The 15,772-nt window shown below is 45.8% G+C and carries 16 protein-coding genes; 11 read left to right on the top strand and 5 right to left on the bottom strand.

The features are described from left to right. Window positions 1–19: 19 nt before the first annotated feature. Genes fucP through HDC91_RS04935 form a run of 3 tightly spaced genes read left to right on the top strand, consistent with a single transcriptional unit; the run spans window position 20 to window position 2,459 of the window. Entirely contained in the window at window positions 20–1,297 is a 1,278-nt protein-coding gene (fucP, locus tag HDC91_RS04945; RefSeq protein ID WP_183548952.1) for an L-fucose:H+ symporter permease, read from the top strand. Between the two features lie 25 nt (window positions 1,298–1,322). Beyond that, window positions 1,323–2,111 carry an SDR family oxidoreductase gene (locus tag HDC91_RS04940; RefSeq protein WP_183548950.1) on the top strand — a complete coding sequence of 263 codons (789 nt, stop codon included), beginning with the start codon at window positions 1,323–1,325 and terminating at the stop codon, window positions 2,109–2,111. A 48-nt stretch (window positions 2,112–2,159) separates the two neighbouring features. After that, window positions 2,160–2,459 carry a hypothetical protein gene (locus HDC91_RS04935; RefSeq protein WP_183548948.1) on the top strand — a complete coding sequence of 100 codons (300 nt, stop codon included), beginning with the start codon at window positions 2,160–2,162 and terminating at the stop codon, window positions 2,457–2,459. Between the two features lie 227 nt (window positions 2,460–2,686). Here the strand turns inward: HDC91_RS04935 and HDC91_RS04930 are convergent, their stop codons facing one another. From HDC91_RS04930 to HDC91_RS04920, 3 genes are read right to left on the bottom strand one after another with little or no spacing between them, the layout of a single operon-like run. Beyond that, on the bottom strand, window positions 2,687–3,364 hold the full coding sequence (locus tag HDC91_RS04930) for an arylesterase (RefSeq protein WP_183548946.1): 678 nt from the start codon (window positions 3,362–3,364) through the stop codon (window positions 2,687–2,689). A gap of 6 nt (window positions 3,365–3,370) precedes the next feature. Beyond that, on the bottom strand, window positions 3,371–5,923 hold the full coding sequence (locus HDC91_RS04925) for an ABC transporter permease (RefSeq protein ID WP_221262107.1): 2,553 nt from the start codon (window positions 5,921–5,923) through the stop codon (window positions 3,371–3,373). 7 nt (window positions 5,924–5,930) lie between these two features. Further along, window positions 5,931–6,620 carry an ABC transporter ATP-binding protein gene (locus tag HDC91_RS04920; RefSeq protein ID WP_183548944.1) on the bottom strand — a complete coding sequence of 230 codons (690 nt, stop codon included), beginning with the start codon at window positions 6,618–6,620 and terminating at the stop codon, window positions 5,931–5,933. 149 nt (window positions 6,621–6,769) lie between these two features. Between HDC91_RS04920 and HDC91_RS04915 the strand changes: the two genes are divergently transcribed. The 3 genes from HDC91_RS04915 (at window position 6,770) to HDC91_RS04905 (ending at window position 11,294) form a co-directional block, all read left to right on the top strand. Then, window positions 6,770–7,474 (top strand): NUDIX domain-containing protein, encoded by a 705-nt coding sequence (locus tag HDC91_RS04915; protein ID WP_183548942.1) that lies wholly within the window; start codon window positions 6,770–6,772, stop codon window positions 7,472–7,474. A gap of 100 nt (window positions 7,475–7,574) precedes the next feature. Next, a complete protein-coding gene (locus tag HDC91_RS04910; RefSeq protein WP_183548940.1) occupies window positions 7,575–10,280 on the top strand; it encodes a gliding motility-associated C-terminal domain-containing protein in 2,706 nt (901 codons plus the stop codon). Next, window positions 10,281–11,294 (top strand): type IX secretion system membrane protein PorP/SprF, encoded by a 1,014-nt coding sequence (locus tag HDC91_RS04905; protein WP_183548938.1) that lies wholly within the window; start codon window positions 10,281–10,283, stop codon window positions 11,292–11,294. A gap of 157 nt (window positions 11,295–11,451) precedes the next feature. Here the strand turns inward: HDC91_RS04905 and rpoN are convergent, their stop codons facing one another. Next, a complete protein-coding gene (gene rpoN / locus HDC91_RS04900; RefSeq protein ID WP_162431920.1) occupies window positions 11,452–12,927 on the bottom strand; it encodes an RNA polymerase factor sigma-54 in 1,476 nt (491 codons plus the stop codon). 151 nt (window positions 12,928–13,078) lie between these two features. On the opposite strand from rpoN, the gene mscL reads away from it, so the two are divergent. Both mscL and HDC91_RS04890 read left to right on the top strand, forming a co-directional pair. After that, window positions 13,079–13,468, top strand: coding sequence for a large-conductance mechanosensitive channel protein MscL (gene mscL / locus HDC91_RS04895; protein WP_183548936.1), 390 nt, complete (start codon window positions 13,079–13,081; stop codon window positions 13,466–13,468). Continuing rightward, window positions 13,468–13,809, top strand: coding sequence for an MmcQ/YjbR family DNA-binding protein (locus HDC91_RS04890; protein ID WP_183548934.1), 342 nt, complete (start codon window positions 13,468–13,470; stop codon window positions 13,807–13,809). The genes mscL and HDC91_RS04890 overlap by 1 nt, the downstream gene beginning before the upstream one ends. Before the next feature lie 65 nt (window positions 13,810–13,874). On the opposite strand, the gene HDC91_RS04885 is transcribed toward HDC91_RS04890, so the two are convergent. Then, window positions 13,875–14,753: a ChaN family lipoprotein gene (locus tag HDC91_RS04885; protein ID WP_183548932.1), complete on the bottom strand. Its 879-nt coding sequence runs from the start codon at window positions 14,751–14,753 to the stop codon at window positions 13,875–13,877. A 138-nt stretch (window positions 14,754–14,891) separates the two neighbouring features. Here HDC91_RS04885 and rpmH point away from each other — a divergent pair, with 138 nt between their 5' ends. The 3 genes from rpmH (at window position 14,892) to yidD (ending at window position 15,750) form a co-directional block, all read left to right on the top strand. After that, window positions 14,892–15,050 (top strand): 50S ribosomal protein L34, encoded by a 159-nt coding sequence (gene rpmH, locus HDC91_RS04880; RefSeq protein ID WP_162431924.1) that lies wholly within the window; start codon window positions 14,892–14,894, stop codon window positions 15,048–15,050. Window positions 15,051–15,124: 74 nt separating this feature from the next. Continuing rightward, window positions 15,125–15,508 carry a ribonuclease P protein component gene (locus HDC91_RS04875; protein WP_162431925.1) on the top strand — a complete coding sequence of 128 codons (384 nt, stop codon included), beginning with the start codon at window positions 15,125–15,127 and terminating at the stop codon, window positions 15,506–15,508. Next, window positions 15,505–15,750 (top strand): membrane protein insertion efficiency factor YidD, encoded by a 246-nt coding sequence (yidD, locus tag HDC91_RS04870; protein WP_183548930.1) that lies wholly within the window; start codon window positions 15,505–15,507, stop codon window positions 15,748–15,750. Before HDC91_RS04875 ends, yidD begins: the two co-directional genes overlap by 4 nt. The last annotated feature ends 22 nt before the right edge of the window (window positions 15,751–15,772 follow it).

Raw genomic sequence — 15,772 nt, 5'->3', positions numbered from 1 at the left:
AATTTTAAAACCTGTATAAATGTCAAAAGACAAAAGCTTAGCTGCCGTAGCGCTTATTACCTCCCTGTTTTTTATCTGGGGCTTCGCACTAAACCTTAATCCCATATTAATTCCTCACCTAAAAAAGGCCTGCCAGCTTACCGATTTCCAATCGTCGCTGATAGACTCTGCATCGTACATAGCTTACTTTTTGCTGCCCATCCCTGCGGCGCAGTTTATGAAAAAGTACGGCTATAAAGGCGGCATTATATTAGGACTGCTGCTGTTCTCGGTAGGGGCTATGCTGTTTTACCCGGCTGCAGCGGTACGCAACTACGCGTTTTTTTTAGGCGCATTGTTCGTGGTTTTCTCGGGAATGGCATTTTTAGAAACAGCTGCAAACCCGTTGATCACACTTATCGGCGACCCCAGGGGCTCTGCCATCCGCATTAACCTTGCACAGTCGTTTAATGGTTTCGCGGCGGTATCGGCAACTACTTTTGGGGGCATGTTCATCCTTTCGGGGAAAACCTTGAGCCCGGCCGAGGAAAAAGCCATGTCGCCCGAACAATTGAACCAGTATTTAAATCATGAAGCATCTGCCGTGCAGGTGCCATTTGTGATCATAAGCATCGTGGTTTTTTTGGTAGCAATAATGGTTTGGCGCACTGCTTTCCCCAAAATAAAAGAAGAAAGCAGCGTTGAGCTGGCAGAAGAACGCAGGCCTTTAGGTGCACGCATACTTGAGCTTACCAAAGATAAGCACCTGATGTCGGGCGTATTGGCCGAGTTCTTTTATGTGGGCGCGCAGGCCTGTGTAAGCAGTTTCTTCATCCGTTTCAGCGAGCGGGTAGCCGGCTTTGCAGAAAAACCTGCTTCGGTTAATCTGGCCATAGCCTTTGGCATGTTTATGGCCGGCAGGTTTATAGGTACTTTATTGATGAAGTTTTTCAACCCGGTTAAGCTGCTGGTCACTTATGCAATCATCAACATTATATTAATTGGCGCGGCGGTTAGTTTAAAGGGCCCGGCCGCTGTTTATACGCTAATGGGCGTTTGGTTCTTTATGTCTATCATGTTCCCAACCATATTCTCGTTGAGCATTCATGACCTGGGGTCTAAAACCAAGCTCGGATCCTCGTTAGTGATCATGGGCATTGTAGGCGGCGCAGTGTTGCCGCCAATAATGGGCAGGATATCTGACGCGTCGAACATACAGCTTTCGTACCTTGTGCCGGGCGTTTGTTTTGTTGGGATTTTAAGGTTCGCCTTAAAGAACCTGAAAGTAAAAAAGGTAGAGATTGTAGCCGGACACTGAGGCCAGGCTCTTAAGATAATATACTATGGATCTGAATTTAAAGGATAAAGTAATAGTAGTAACCGGAGGTGCAAGGGGCATTGGCGAAGGCATTGTTCGCGGTCTTGCCGCAGAAGGTGCCATCCCCGTGATCATCGGCCGCAGCGAAGCAGACAACCTGGTAGTTGTAAATGACATAACCGCGAAAGGCGGCCGCGCAGGCCAGTTTGTTGCCGAGCTAACCCGCCCTGAAGAATGCGAGCAGGCCGTGAAGGCCATAGCCGGAAAATACGGCCGCATAGATGGCCTGGTGAACAATGCCGGCATAAACGATAGCGTTAGCTTAGAGCATGGAAATTATGTTGATTTTATGGCATCGCTCCATAAAAACATGGTGCATTACTACCTGGTAGCGCATTATGCTTTGCCTTTGCTAAAGAAATCAAAGGGCGCTATCCTCAACATATCTTCTAAAGTTGCGGATACAGGCCAGGGTAATACGTCGGGCTATGCCGCTGCAAATGGCGGCCGTAATGCGCTTACCCGCGAATGGGCGGTTGAGTTGCTGAAATATGGCATACGGGTTAACGCGGTTGTGGTTGCCGAGTGCTGGACGTCGCTTTACGAAAATTGGATAAATACCTTGCCCGACCCTTTAGCCAAGCGGAAAGAGATAGAAGCCACTATACCTTTGGGGCAGCGCATGACTACCACCCAGGAAATTGCTAATACCGTTATATTCCTGTTATCAGACCGATCCAGCCATACCACCGGGCAAATTGTGTATGTGGATGGCGGTTATGTACATTTGGACAGGGCGCTGGCAGGTGCGTAGATGAATGTTAGCCCGCTCATTACCGCGGAGGCTACTTGTTTTTCGCTGTTGTTTGTTTTTTTTAAGGTGCTCAAGAGGGCTTCGCCGTTTTGTCTTGAAACAAAAGAAGCAAAAATTCAAGTCAGAAAAAAGGTTTCTTTGCCGCACAAAGCCTTTAACCCGCAAACCGGGCAGAACCACGGGCTGCAAAATCTTGCCACAACTTCATTCGCTCATCCCTATGCTTCAGGCAAGTATTGCTATGCCCTTGCCCCGCTCAAGGCCACCATCGTTCTGCCTGCTTTCGCCCGAAGCTGTTTTGCTGACACATCATCACAACTCCTCACCGACACGTGCTTGCGAGCGTAGCGCGGCAATCCTCGAGCGAAAAGCCCCAACTGCCTTAACGTTACCGCCAACTGCGGCATTGACCTGTTCGGATAGCACAACACTGATAAAGCACACCCTTTCACAGAACAGGACGCAGGCGCGACTTTTTTTTGGTACTTTTTCTTTTGAGAGAAAAGAAAAAGTACATCTACTGACGGTCATATACCACAACCCATTATTGACGAAGATGATAGATGAAGTTTAGTCTACAATACCCCTTTTAACACCTCCCAAACATTAGCCGCTAATATTTTAGCGCCTTCGGCAGTGGGGTGGATGCCGTCTTGCTGATTAAGCGCCCGCACGCCGCCAACCCCTTGTAAAAGAAAAGGCACCAGCGCCATATTATTTTTGGCAGCCAGTTGCGGGAACATATTTTTAAAATCCCTTACGTATGCAGGGCCCATATTGGGCGGTACCTGCATACCCAGCATTACCAGTTTTGCCTGCGGATATTTGGCTTTCACCTTATCAATAATGGTTTGCAGATTTCTGGTAGTCTCTTTTACCGGGATGCCGCGCAGCCCATCGTTTGCGCCGAGTTCTAACACAAATACATCAACAGGTTGCTTCAGCAGCCAGTCTATCCGGTTTTTACCGCCTGCCGATGTTTCGCCGCTAAGTCCTCCGTTTACAATAGTGTATGGCAGTTTCGCCGAATCTATCTTGGTTTGCAAAACACCCGCGTATGATTCAGAGGGATCATCCAGCCCGTAGCCCGCGGTTAGGCTGTCGCCAAAAACTAAAATGTTTTTGGTTGATGCCGTAACTGTTGTCTGAACGCTGTCCCTTGCAAGGGTATCTGTTTTGGCTGATTTGCTGCCGCAGCCCGCAACTGTAATGGTTAGCGCTATGGCTAAAATTATCCTGAATTTATGACGCATGATTTTTTATGAGTTTGACCGCAGTATCTCAAGCGGTGGTTTGTTTAATACACCCCTGCTGTTTAACAGGCCTATTATAACGGTTAGCGATGTAATAACAATAAAGATAATACCTACCGGTAAAAAATTAACGGCGTACGGTATGTCAAAAGTATATCTGGCGAGCAACCAACTGCTGGCAACCGCGATAACTATACCCGTAAGGGACGATAGTACCCCCAGGAACAAATACTCTAACGCGGTAATGGCAAATATCTGTTTGCGGCTGCCGCCCAGGGTACGCAGCAAAACACTTTCCTGTATGCGCTGGTATTTGCTGATGCGAACGGATGAGATCAATACTATTATACCTGTAATAATGCTAAAGCCGCTCATGAATTTGATCACATAACCTATTTTACCAAGCAGTTCATCCAGTACGTTCAGTATCAGGCCCAGGTCGATCATTGAAACATTGGGGAATTGCTTTACCACGGCTTGCTGATACCTTGCCGATACCGCGTTTGATGGCACATGCGTAAGCAATACATGAAACTGCGGCGCATCCTCTAAAACCCCCGTGGGGAACACCACCTGGAAATTGGTTGAAACCCTGTTCCAGTTTACCTTACGGATACTGCTGATGTAAGTATTCATTGGTACACCCTGTACATTAAAAACCAGCTTATCGCCTACTTTGGCATTAATGCGGCCGGCAAAGCGCTCTTCGGCCGATATAGGGATGTCTTTACCGGGCCTGGCCGCGCCTTGCCAGGTGCCGGAGGTTACTTTTTCGGACTCGGTTAACGCATCCCGATAGGTAACCCGGTACTCGTAGTTAAAGGCGCGCTCAGACATATGCAGCGTCGAATCTTTTTTGGCATCGGCGGCAGTTTTACCGTTTACTTTTTCTAAACGCATGGTGATGATAGGCACCTCGGATAGCACCGGCAGCCCTTGTTTGCGGGTAAGGTCGGCTACGGCTTTTTGCTGGCCGGACTGAATATCAAACAATATCATGTTGGATTGATTATCGCCTGTTGACAGCGTTACCTGGGAAATAAGCAGCTGCTGTATCAAAAATAGCGTGCAAATAAACGCGGTGCTTAAGCCGATAGAAACCGTTAAGATAATGGTTTGATTATTTGGCCGGTATAAATTAGCAAAACCCTGGCGCCAGGTATAACTCCACGATGCTTTTATCAGCAGGCCTACAAAACGGATAAGCAGCCAGGCAATTGCCGTTAATATTAAAAAGGCTACGCCCATACCCATGGTAAAGAATATTGCGCCGGCCCAGTCGCCTATTTGCAGGTAAGCAAAGCAGGTGATAAATACCAGCACAAGTATATAAACCGCCCATCTTAACGGGTCGCGCAGGCTTGTGGTATTGTCGACAGATAGCCTTAAGGTGTTTAACGGTGAAATATTGCGGATAGAGATGAGCGGCAGCAAAGCGAACAATATGGAAACGATAAGCCCTAATACAATGCCTTGCCATATAGCCATCCACGATATGGTAACGGATATGGTTATGGGCAAAAAATCTTTTAACACCAGCGGCAATAAATGCTGTACGCCCGTACCCAATACCGCTCCGGCTACCGAACCTATTAGGCCGATGCCGGTTATTTGTATAAGATAGATCAGAAAGGCTTCGGACGCCTTTACGCCCAGGCAACGCATAATAGCTATGGATTGTATCTTCTCGCGGATGTAAATATTGATGGCACTTGCTACGCCCACACAACCCAGCAGCAGGGCAATAAAACCCACCAGCGATAAGAACTTCGACAGATCGGCAAAAGAGCGGCTGGTGCCTTCCTTTTTTCCTTCTACGGTATCATACCCAAACCCTGCCTTGTCAAGTGTAGGGTCCAGTTTCTTTACCAGCTTTTCTACATCGGTATTGCTGTTGTATTTGTAGTAATAGCTATAGTTGATGCGGCTGCCTGTGGTTATCAATCCTGTTTTATCAAGGTATTGCATCGGGATATAAACCACCGGGGCAATACCCGATGAAATGCCCGTTTGACCAGGCGCCTTGTTTAGAATGCCCGCAATCAAAAAGGTTTCGTTACCAACTTTTATCGAGTCGTTTACCTTAGCGTTAAATTGCAGCATCAGTGTTTTATCAACCAGCGCGTTCTTTCCTTTTTTGAAAGATATACCTGCCTGTGCGGGCGTGGTTTCCAAAGAGCCATAATATGGGAAACCGCCTTGCAGGGCCTTTACCTGCACTAACCTGGTGTTTTGGCTTTTGGTGAACAGCACCATAGATGGAAAACTGCGTTCCTGCGAGCGGTCGTCGCCCAGACTATCCAGCAGCTTTTGCAGTTTGGCGTCTGGCTCTTTATTGCCGCTGATGGAAAGATCGGCGCCTATAAGGGTGGCAGCCTGGTTGTTAACATCGTTGCGAATGTTATACCTGAACGAGTAGATAGCCACCAGGGCGCCTATGCCGAACACTATCGATGAGATAAAAAGCAGCAGCCTGCCGCGGTTGCGCCGGCTATCGCGCAGCGCCATTTTAAACAGCCACGATAAAGTTATTTTTCTATTAAAAGTCAAATTATCCATGGGTGCGTTATACATTACCGGTTTTGTCGTCGGCAACTAATTTGCCACCCTTTATTTTAATAATTCGTTGTGTTTTTGCTGCCAGTTCAAGATCATGGGTTACCAACACCAGGGTAGTGCCAGCTTCGCGGTTAAGGTCGAAAATGAGTTTTACCACTTTTTCGCTGGTTTCGGCATCAAGGTTACCGGTAGGTTCATCGGCAAACAATATTTTAGGCGAATTGGAGAAAGCCCTTGCAAGTGATACCCGTTGCTGCTCGCCACCCGATAGCTGGGCAGGGTAGTGGTGCCCACGGTCGGCCAGGCCCACTTTGTCAAGCAGGTCCAGCGCGCGCGCCTTAATGTTCTTTTCGCCGCGCAGCTCTAACGGCACCATCACATTCTCTAAAGCAGTTAGCGTTGGCAGCAGCTGAAAATTTTGGAATATAAAGCCCACATACTGGTTGCGTACCTGCGCCCGCCTGTCTTCGCTTAAACTGCCCAGGTTTATGCCGTTTAATTCAACGGTACCGGCGCTTGCGCTATCCAGCCCGGCGCAAAGGCCAAGCAGGGTAGTTTTGCCGCTGCCCGACGGGCCAACTATTGCGTTTGTAGAACCCGCGTTGATGCTGAAATTTATATCGTCTAAAATTGTAAGTTGCCGGCCGGCACTTTTATAAGTTTTGTTTAGGTTTGATATGTTTAAGATGTTTTCCAAAGTCGGTATTTGTTTTTGCTGTAATAAGTAAATATCAAATATTTATTAATAAGGGGCAGGTTTAATATTTTTAGTTACAAAAGCATTACACTGCACTACTGTTTTTAAAATGCCGATTATTTCTTTACACTTGTAAATAAACGTACACAATGCAAGAATATCCCGGGCAGCAACGAATGTTGGCTGCAGTAGATTGTATCATATTTGGTTTTGATGGCTGGAACATCAAATTGTTACTGGTAGAGCGTAATTTGGAACCCGAAATTGGCAAATGGAGCTTAATGGGTGGATTTATAAACCCTTCAGAAAGTCCGGAGGATGCGGCTAACCGGGTGCTTGAAGAACGTACGGGCTTGAAAAATGTATACATGGAGCAATTCCGGGTGTTTGGCAAGCCCGACCGCGATCCGGTAGAGCGTACACTGTCTATTGCTTACTTTGCGCTTATTGATATTCAGAAATACGAAAAGCAGCTTACCAGCGAAAACCACCCTGAGTGGTTCCTGCTTGATGAAATGCCCGACCTGGTTTTTGACCATAGCGAAATGGTAAAGCTGGCAAAAAAACAACTGCGCTATAAAGCTGCGCTACACCCTATACTGTTCCAGTTGCTGCCCGAAAGGTTTACCATACCCCAGTTGCAGGCTTTGTATGAGGGTGTTTATCAAACCCAGTTTGACGACCGCAACTTTAGCCGCAAACTGCTATCCACGGGTTTACTGGTAAAGCTGGCCGAAAAAGATAAGCAGTCGTCAAAAAAAGGGGCCTTTTATTATCGCCTTGATCCATCGCATTACGAAGAGAAGTTTGAAAAGTTCCTGAACCTGGTGCCTAACCCCGATAAGTTCTTCTAAAGAACTGCCATAACAGGCAATGGTAACACTAACTGCTGTGTTGCTGTTCATCATTACAATAAATCTGCTTACATTTAAGCGATTATAAACGTTTGTTAAGGTGAATAGGGTAAAGGCGTTACGTGTTTTAATAACATTCATATTTGTTTGCTGCAGTTTTTCGGCCTTTGCGCAGGGCAATACTACCAACCAGGGCAAAGAGTTCTGGACGGCTTACATGCTGCATATTGAAGATAACGGGCCAAGCGAAATGGCGCTTTACATCACCGGCGATCAAAATACCACAGGGAAGGTTGAGATAGCCGATGGTAGTTTTCAACCAATTACATTTAACGTTACAGCTAACCAGGTTACTATTGTTTCGGTTCCTAAAACGTCGTTTTTGGCAAACCAGGGCAAGTTTTTAAAGGGCCTGCACATTACTGCCGAAAAACGAGTTGCTGTTTACGCTCATATTTACGCGTCAAGCGTATCAGGCGCTACCCTTTTGTTGCCTGTCGCGGTTTTAGGCAAAGATTATTATTCCATAAATTATAAGCAGGAATCTAACGGCGCTGAAGGGGCCGCATATTCTACCTTTATGATCATTGCAACCGAAGATAACACCCAGGTTGAAGTAACGCTATCGCAAACGTTGATAGACGGAACACCCGCCGGAACGGTTTTGTCGATCAGCTTAAATAAAGGCGAAGTTTACCAGGGCCTTTCGGCAACCGACCTAACCAACACTAAAATACGCAGTGTGGGACAGTGTAAAAAAATCGCGGTTTTTTCGGGCAGTTCAAAAATCGGCATCGGATGCCACGATAACAATTTTACATCTGATAATCTTTTTCAACAGGTTTACCCAACCGCATCCTGGGGCAAAAACTACATAACGGTACCATTAAAAGGGCGGCATTATGATATTTTCCGCGTTTTTTTAAGCGATCCTGGCACTATGCTTACAGTTAACGGGGAAGCTATAACCGCCGCTGCTATACAAAGCAATAATGTGTACGAGTTTTCATCAAACGAGCCAAACACCATTACAGCCAATAAGCCCATACAGGTAGTACAGTACGCGGTATCGCAGGGCAAAACAACGCCCAACAGCTGCGATTTTGACCTGCGGGACAGGGGAGACCCGGAGATGATATACCTGAACCCCATTGAGCAAACGCTTGACCATGTGACGCTTTATTCATCAGGCTATTATGCAATAAACAAACATTACGTTAATGTGGTGATTAAAGCTAATAAGGCATCAAGCTTTAAAATTGACGGTGCACCTTATACTAATTTTACAGCGATATTAAATGGCGGCGGTTATGCTTATGCACAGATACCCGTACAGGAAGGCACACATTACATCAGCGCCGATGATGGATTTAATGCTATAGCCTATGGGTTTGGCGACCATGAATCGTACGGGTACTCGGCCGGGACAAACCTGAGGAACCTGGATGAATACATAACGTTTGTAGACCCGCAAACCAATACTACCCAGGTAAATGGCTGCAGCGGTATTGAGTATAAACTACAACTGGTGCTGCCCTACCAAACACCGCAGATAAAATGGAACTTTAACGACGGCTCGCCGGTGCAGGTTTTTAACAGCCCCATTGCAGTGCCTTTTCAGCGTGATGGAAAGACACTTTACCGGTATGATTACCCCGGTTATGTTAAATATCCAAGAGGTAATTACAGTTACACGGCCACGGTTGTAGCCTTAACTGATGAGTGCGGGTCTAACAGGGATATAGATTTTGATTTCTCGATCGCTGATTATGCTGCCGCCGATTTTTCGTATGCGCCAAGTTTATGCAGCGCGGCCGATGTGATTATTCACGACAGATCTGTTGCAGAGCCGGGTAGTATTACCAAAGTGAAGATATGGTTTGATTTTATAAACCATCCCGAAAGCTTTGAGATATTCAATAAGAACGAGATCCCGGCAGATAGCAATTATCACCACAGGTACCCGCCGTTGGCTACTGATGCAAAGTACACCGTAAAAATGATGGTTTACACAGGGGAGGATGGGCTTTGCGACAATGGGGCCGAACACGAGATAACGGTTAAGGGCAACCCGATAGTTTCGCTTGCCGCTGTCAGCCCGATATGCGAGGGAGATGGGCCTGTGCAGCTTGTAGCTGATAATAAGGACTTTATTGGGGATGGTATTTACACCGGCACAGGCATTACTTCAACAGGTTTGTTTGATCCGGCGATTTCAGGCCCCGGCACATTTACCATAACTTATACTTTTATAAGACAAAACGGATGTCAGGCTACTGCTACGCAAGACCTTGTTGTAGCGCCTTTACCAACTGTTGATGCCGGAAACGACCTGACATTGCTGGAGGGCGAAAGCGTGGTTTTACCGGCTAAGGCAAGCGGCAGCGGCTTAACCTATAAATGGGAACCTGCTATAGGGCTCGACGATGCAAATGTACTTAACCCGGTTTGTTCCGCTATTGATAACCAGAGATATAAACTTACTGTTACCACAGACGCCGGTTGCGCGTCAAGCGACGAAATAATTGTTACAGTGCTTAAAAAACCGGTAATTGTAAATGCCTTTACACCTAACGGCGATGGGGTAAACGATACCTGGACAATAAAATATTTAGAAACTTACCCAGGAAATACGGTTGACATATACAACAGACAGGGAGAAAAAGTATATTCGTCTGTTGGTTATGCAATCCCCTGGGATGGCAGGTACAACGGTAGTATACTACCTACGGGTACATATTATTATATTATAAACCCTAAAAACGGCCGGAAGGTAATTTCGGGCAGTGTTACTATTATTAAATAAATGTTGAAGAGAGCTTTACTTTTTACGGTTGTATGTTTTTGTTTAACAAGCGCCTACGCGCAGCAAAAACCGCAGTACACGCAATATATATTTAATAATTACCTGCTTAACCCGGCAGTTGCCGGTATAGAGAACTATACCGACGTAAAGCTGGGCTACCGCAGCCAGTGGACAGGACTTGAAGGGGCGCCCGTTACGGCTTACTTTAGCATAAACGCGCCCTTAGGTACCAATTTTACGCAAGGCGACGCTACTTCCTTCCCATCGGGTGATGATAACCCGTATAGCAGGATGTATTCGCGGGACTACCGGGCTGCCGAGCCACACCATGGCATAGGCTTTATGCTGGTAACAGATAAAGCCGGCCCTATCGATCAAACCAATCTGGCCGTTACTTATGCCTATCACCTGGGTATCACGGATAAGCTTAACCTTGCGGTGGGTGTATCAGCTGGTGCCAATCAGTTGCATTTAAATACGTCGTTGATAACCTTAGAGAACCAGAACGACCCCTTATTGAATAATATCAATAATAATCAGTGGCGGCCCGACGCGAGCGTGGGCCTTTGGGCGTACTCGTCAAATTACTTTTTCGGGTTATCTGCACAACAAATTTTACCTCAAAACCAATATATAACCACCGGCAACAATTCAAACCTAAGTAAAACCGTACCGCATTATTTTATTACAGGCGGCTATAAGGTTTATTTAACCGACGATGTATCCCTGCTGCCTTCGGCGTTGATAAAATTCATAAAACCCGCCCCAACAACATTCGATATCAATGCGAAGCTTTCCTTTCGCGACAGGTTCTGGTTTGGCGGTTCGTACCGTAAGGACGATTCGTTTGGTATACTGGCAGGGTTTAACCTAAGCTCATTCATTAATGTGAGCTACTCGTACGACGCCACAACTTCGGCCCTGCGCACCGTAAGCAATGGTTCTCACGAAATTGTAGTAGGTATTATGCTAAACAACCGGTACAGGCTAACCAGCCCGCAGCATGGGTGGTGAGCCCCCCGGCCCCCTGAAGGGGGAGTGTAAAAAATATTGAACACCCAATAATGAATGTCAAATCGCGAAAGTCAAGTTATTTCGTGTTTCTGCATTTATTATTAGACGTTAAGCGTTATGCTTTTCAAGAACTCCCCCTTCAGGGGGCAGGGGGGGATTACAGTTCCTTCCTCAACCTCGCTACCGGGATATTCATTTGTTCGCGGTATTTCGCTACGGTACGGCGGGCGATATTGTAGCCGGCGTCTTTTAATATTTCGGTAAGTTTTTCGTCGGCCAGCGGGTGGCGTTTGTCTTCCTTGCCAATGTGCTCTTCAAGTATCTTTTTAACTTCCTTATTTGATACTTCCTCGCCGCTTTCGGTTTGGATAGCCTCGCTAAAGAACGATTTTAAAAGGAAGGTGCCATGTTCTGTTTGCACGTATTTAGAGTTTGCCACACGTGATACAGTGGAGATATCCATACCTATTCTGTCCGCAATATCCTTCAGGATCATCGGTTTCAGGTTCTTATCGTCGCCGGTTAAAAAGAAATCATACTGATACTGCATTATGGCGTTCATGGTTTTCAGCAGTGTTTGCTGGCGCTGCTTTATAGCATCGATAAACCATTTAGCTGAATCGAGCTTTTGCTTTACAAACTGTACCGCTTCCTTTAGTTTTTTATCCTTTTGCGATGCCTTATCGTAATGCTGAAACATCTCCTGGTAGGAGCGGCTTACCTTCAGTTCGGGGGCGTTTTTTGAGTTAAGGGTGAGTATCAGTACGCCATCATTGTTCTTGATATGAAAATCAGGTATCACCTGCATTTGCTTGGTGCTTACCTCGTTGCTATCCCCGGGTTTAGGGTTAAGCTTTAAAATTTCATTCACCACGCCACGCAGCTCGGACGAATTCATGTTTAATGATTTTTCCAGCTTATCGTAATGTTTGCGGGTAAACTCTTCGAGGTAGTTCTCAACCACCAATATAGCCTTCTTGATGATCGGGTCATTCGCGTCCTTGCGGCGTAGCTGTATCAGCAGGCATTCCTGCAGGCTGCGCGCGCCAACGCCCGGCGGGTCAAAACCCTGTATCACCTTCAGCATGTCTTCCACCTCTTCATCATCGGCCATTACGTTTTGCGAAAAGGCCAGGTCGTCCGTAAGCGACATAATGGGCCTGCGCAGGTATCCGTCATCGTCAAGGCTACCTATAATTTGTTTGCCTATGCTAAAGTCCTTGTCTGACAGGGGTAGCAGGTCTAACTGCGCCTGCAGGCTCTCAAAAAACGAGCTCTGCACGGCAATGGGTATTTCTTTACGGTCGTCGTCATCATCACCATTTTGGTCATAACGGCTGCCGTAATCGTTCACGTTATCGTCCTGCAGGTAATCGTCAATATTAAACTCATCCATCGGCCCCTGGTCGTCGTCGCTGTTGTAAGTGTCTTCGTCGGGGTCGCGGTCCGGGTATTGTTCTTCGGGTTCGTTCAGATTGGTTAAACTCAGATCTTCAAGCGCGGGGTTTTCTTCCAGTTCTTCTTTTATGCGGGTATCAAGCGATACGGTTGGCACCTGCAGCAATTTGATGAATTGTATTTGCTGGGGCGATAATTTTTGTAAAAGTTTCTGTTGAAGATTTTGTTTAAGCATAATTATAGACGAGCACAAAAATACACCAATTACCTTGAAGTTTAAAATTACTTGCGCACGTGCATTTAAGTTGTTTAAATGCTTTTACACTTGTTTTGTTTGGAGGAGCCACACATTTATTGCTAACTTTAATTATACAAAACACATCACTATGGGATTTATTAAAGAGTTTAAAGAATTTGCTGTTAAAGGCAATGTATTAGATCTGGCGGTTGCGGTTGTTATTGGTGGTGCCTTCGGTAAAATAGTAAGCTCACTGGTTGAGGATATCATTACTCCGGCTGTGCTAACACCTGCTTTAGAAGCAGCCAATCTTAAAAACCTAAGTGAATTAGTGGTGCCCGGCACGGCCATTAAATATGGTAACTTTTTATCGCAGGTTATCTCGTTCATTATTATAGCCTTGTCGATGTTCATTATAATATCGGCTATTAACCGCTTCAAGAAAAAAGAAGAGACCGCCCCGTCGGCGCCGCCTGCACCGTCAAAAGAAGAAGTATTGCTAACCGAAATACGCGATATTTTAGCTAAGAAAGCTTAATGGCTGACGCTGGAAAGGTAAGGCAAATTGCCCTTTCATTACCTCAGGATACCGAAGAGCCTCATTTTGATAAAACTTCGTATCGTGTAAATAAAAAGATATTTGCTACCATGGTATCTGAACACAGCAGGGCTACGGTTAAACTTTCCCCTGCCGATCAGGATATCTTTAGCACGTTTGATAGTTCGGTAATATACCCAGTGCCCAACAAATGGGGCAAACAAGGGTGGACGCACATCAACCTATCCACCGTAAAAGAAGAAATGCTTACCGAAATATTAAAGGCAGCCTATTGCGAAGTAGCGCCCAAACATTTAGCTGCGTTGGTGACTTTCGAGTGATAGTAAACAAAAAAGGCACTGGCTGCATTCTCGCTAATCTCTAATCCCTAATCTCTAACCTTTAATTAAAACGTCTTAGGCAGCTTAGGGTTGGTCAGTATAATATAGTCGCCCATTTTAGCGAATTTTGTCCAGTCAGGGTTGTCAAAGCTGTCGTCGGCATATGCGGCGATGTTCATGATGCGCACCTTTGGCAGGTACTTTTTTAACTGGGCCGCGGTACCCATCTTTTCTTCGCTATGAAACCCGCCATTCACCTGGAATACTTTGTAGCCTTTATGCGCTTTCAGGAATTGTGCAATGTTCCAGCCCATGGTGGCATCCCAAACGTTTTGCGATTGGTATATCTTTAAGTTGCCCATTGCGCTGTGCCCGCCCATAATAGCCACAAATTTTTCGTAGTAAGGGCCTGTAGCTGTATCAATAGGCAGGGGGGCCAGCCATGCTTTGGCAGCAGGGCTAAGCTGATCAAGACTGTTTAAGCCGTTCCGGGTAACCATATTGGTATAACGGGTAGGGGCATTGGCCGCTACCACGGGTATATGCGCTGCTTTGGCAGTCTCTATCATGGGGCGGTAATCCTTATAGTTTTTCCAGGCTCGGCCTTCTGTTATCAGATTTTTCTCGCGTATCATATCTGCCAGGTACTCGTTCAGCACCGTCTGGCAATCCGTTTGGAACATTTCCATCGATAAGGCTGCTTTGCCGGCATATTTATCCGCTATTTTTTTAAAAAGCAGGCTTTCCAGGTAATGGCCGGTGCTGTCGTTATGTTCTTCGCCAAAAAACAGCACGTCGGCTTTATCAAGATCGTTTATGATCTCGTCGATTGTTGCCGGGCGCTGTTTTGCCGTATTGTATATTTTGTAGTTTTGTGCCATAGGGTCCTGGCAAAAGGCAATGGCAGGTAATAATAATAGTAGAAAGCTGGTCAAAAACTTCATATTGTGCTTAGGTATGTTAATAAGTTAATAAATATACGCTATTAAATAACAACATTTGTATTTGAAAAGTACTAAAAAAAGGCTACATTTGCGCTCTTGTTTTTAAAAACGACGATAGCATAACAGAATAAATATATCATGAAAAGAACATTTCAGCCCTCACAAAGGAAAAGAAGAAATAAGCACGGTTTCCGTGAGCGTATGGCAACTGCTAACGGCAGAAGGATACTTGCGGCAAGAAGAGCAAAAGGCAGAAAAAGATTAACTGTATCTGACGAGCGCAGCCACAAAGCATAATTACGGTTGTTTACTCCTTTTATAAGGAGCCGAACCGGCTGTGTAAACATTTTTTCGGTTCAGCAACAACAACTATGTACACTTTTAAAAAAGAAGAACGGTTATGTAACAAAAAGCTTATCGAAAGCCTTTTTCATAACGGTTCTTCTTTTTTATGTTATCCCTTTAAAGCTTCGTGGATGCCTGCCGATAGCGGGCAGCTGTTCCCTGTACAGATAGTATTTTCTGTAGCCAAGAAGCGTTACAAACGCGCTGTCGACCGTAACCTGGTTAAACGCCGCATGCGCGAAGCCTACCGGCTAAATAAGCAGGTACAGTTATACGATGTGCTTAACGGCGCCGGTAAAAAGCTGGTGCTTTCTGTAAGCTACATTGGTAAAGAAATATCCCCTTATGATTTTTTTGAAAAAAAAATGCTTAAGCTTTTAAAACAGCTTGCAGGGGAGGCTATTAAATGAAATTTTTGTGGGGTATAATCAAAAACATTACAGGGGCTTTTTTTTTGCTGCTGATAAAAATATACCAATACCTTATATCGCCTATATTGCCTAACGCATGCAGGTATACACCCACCTGCTCTCAGTACGGCATCGAAGCAATAAAGAAGCACGGGGCGTTTAAAGGCGGTTGGCTAACCATAAAGCGTATAGCCCGCTGCAACCCCTGGGGCGGCCATGGGCACGACCCGGTACCTGATTAAGTCCATAGTCTTGAGCCGAAAG

Source organism: Mucilaginibacter sp. AK015, assembly GCF_014200785.1.
In the GTDB taxonomy this organism is placed as follows: domain Bacteria; phylum Bacteroidota; class Bacteroidia; order Sphingobacteriales; family Sphingobacteriaceae; genus Mucilaginibacter.
The sequence above is the reverse complement of the archived record's forward strand: the minus strand, read 5'-3'. Positions and strand labels throughout refer to the sequence as shown.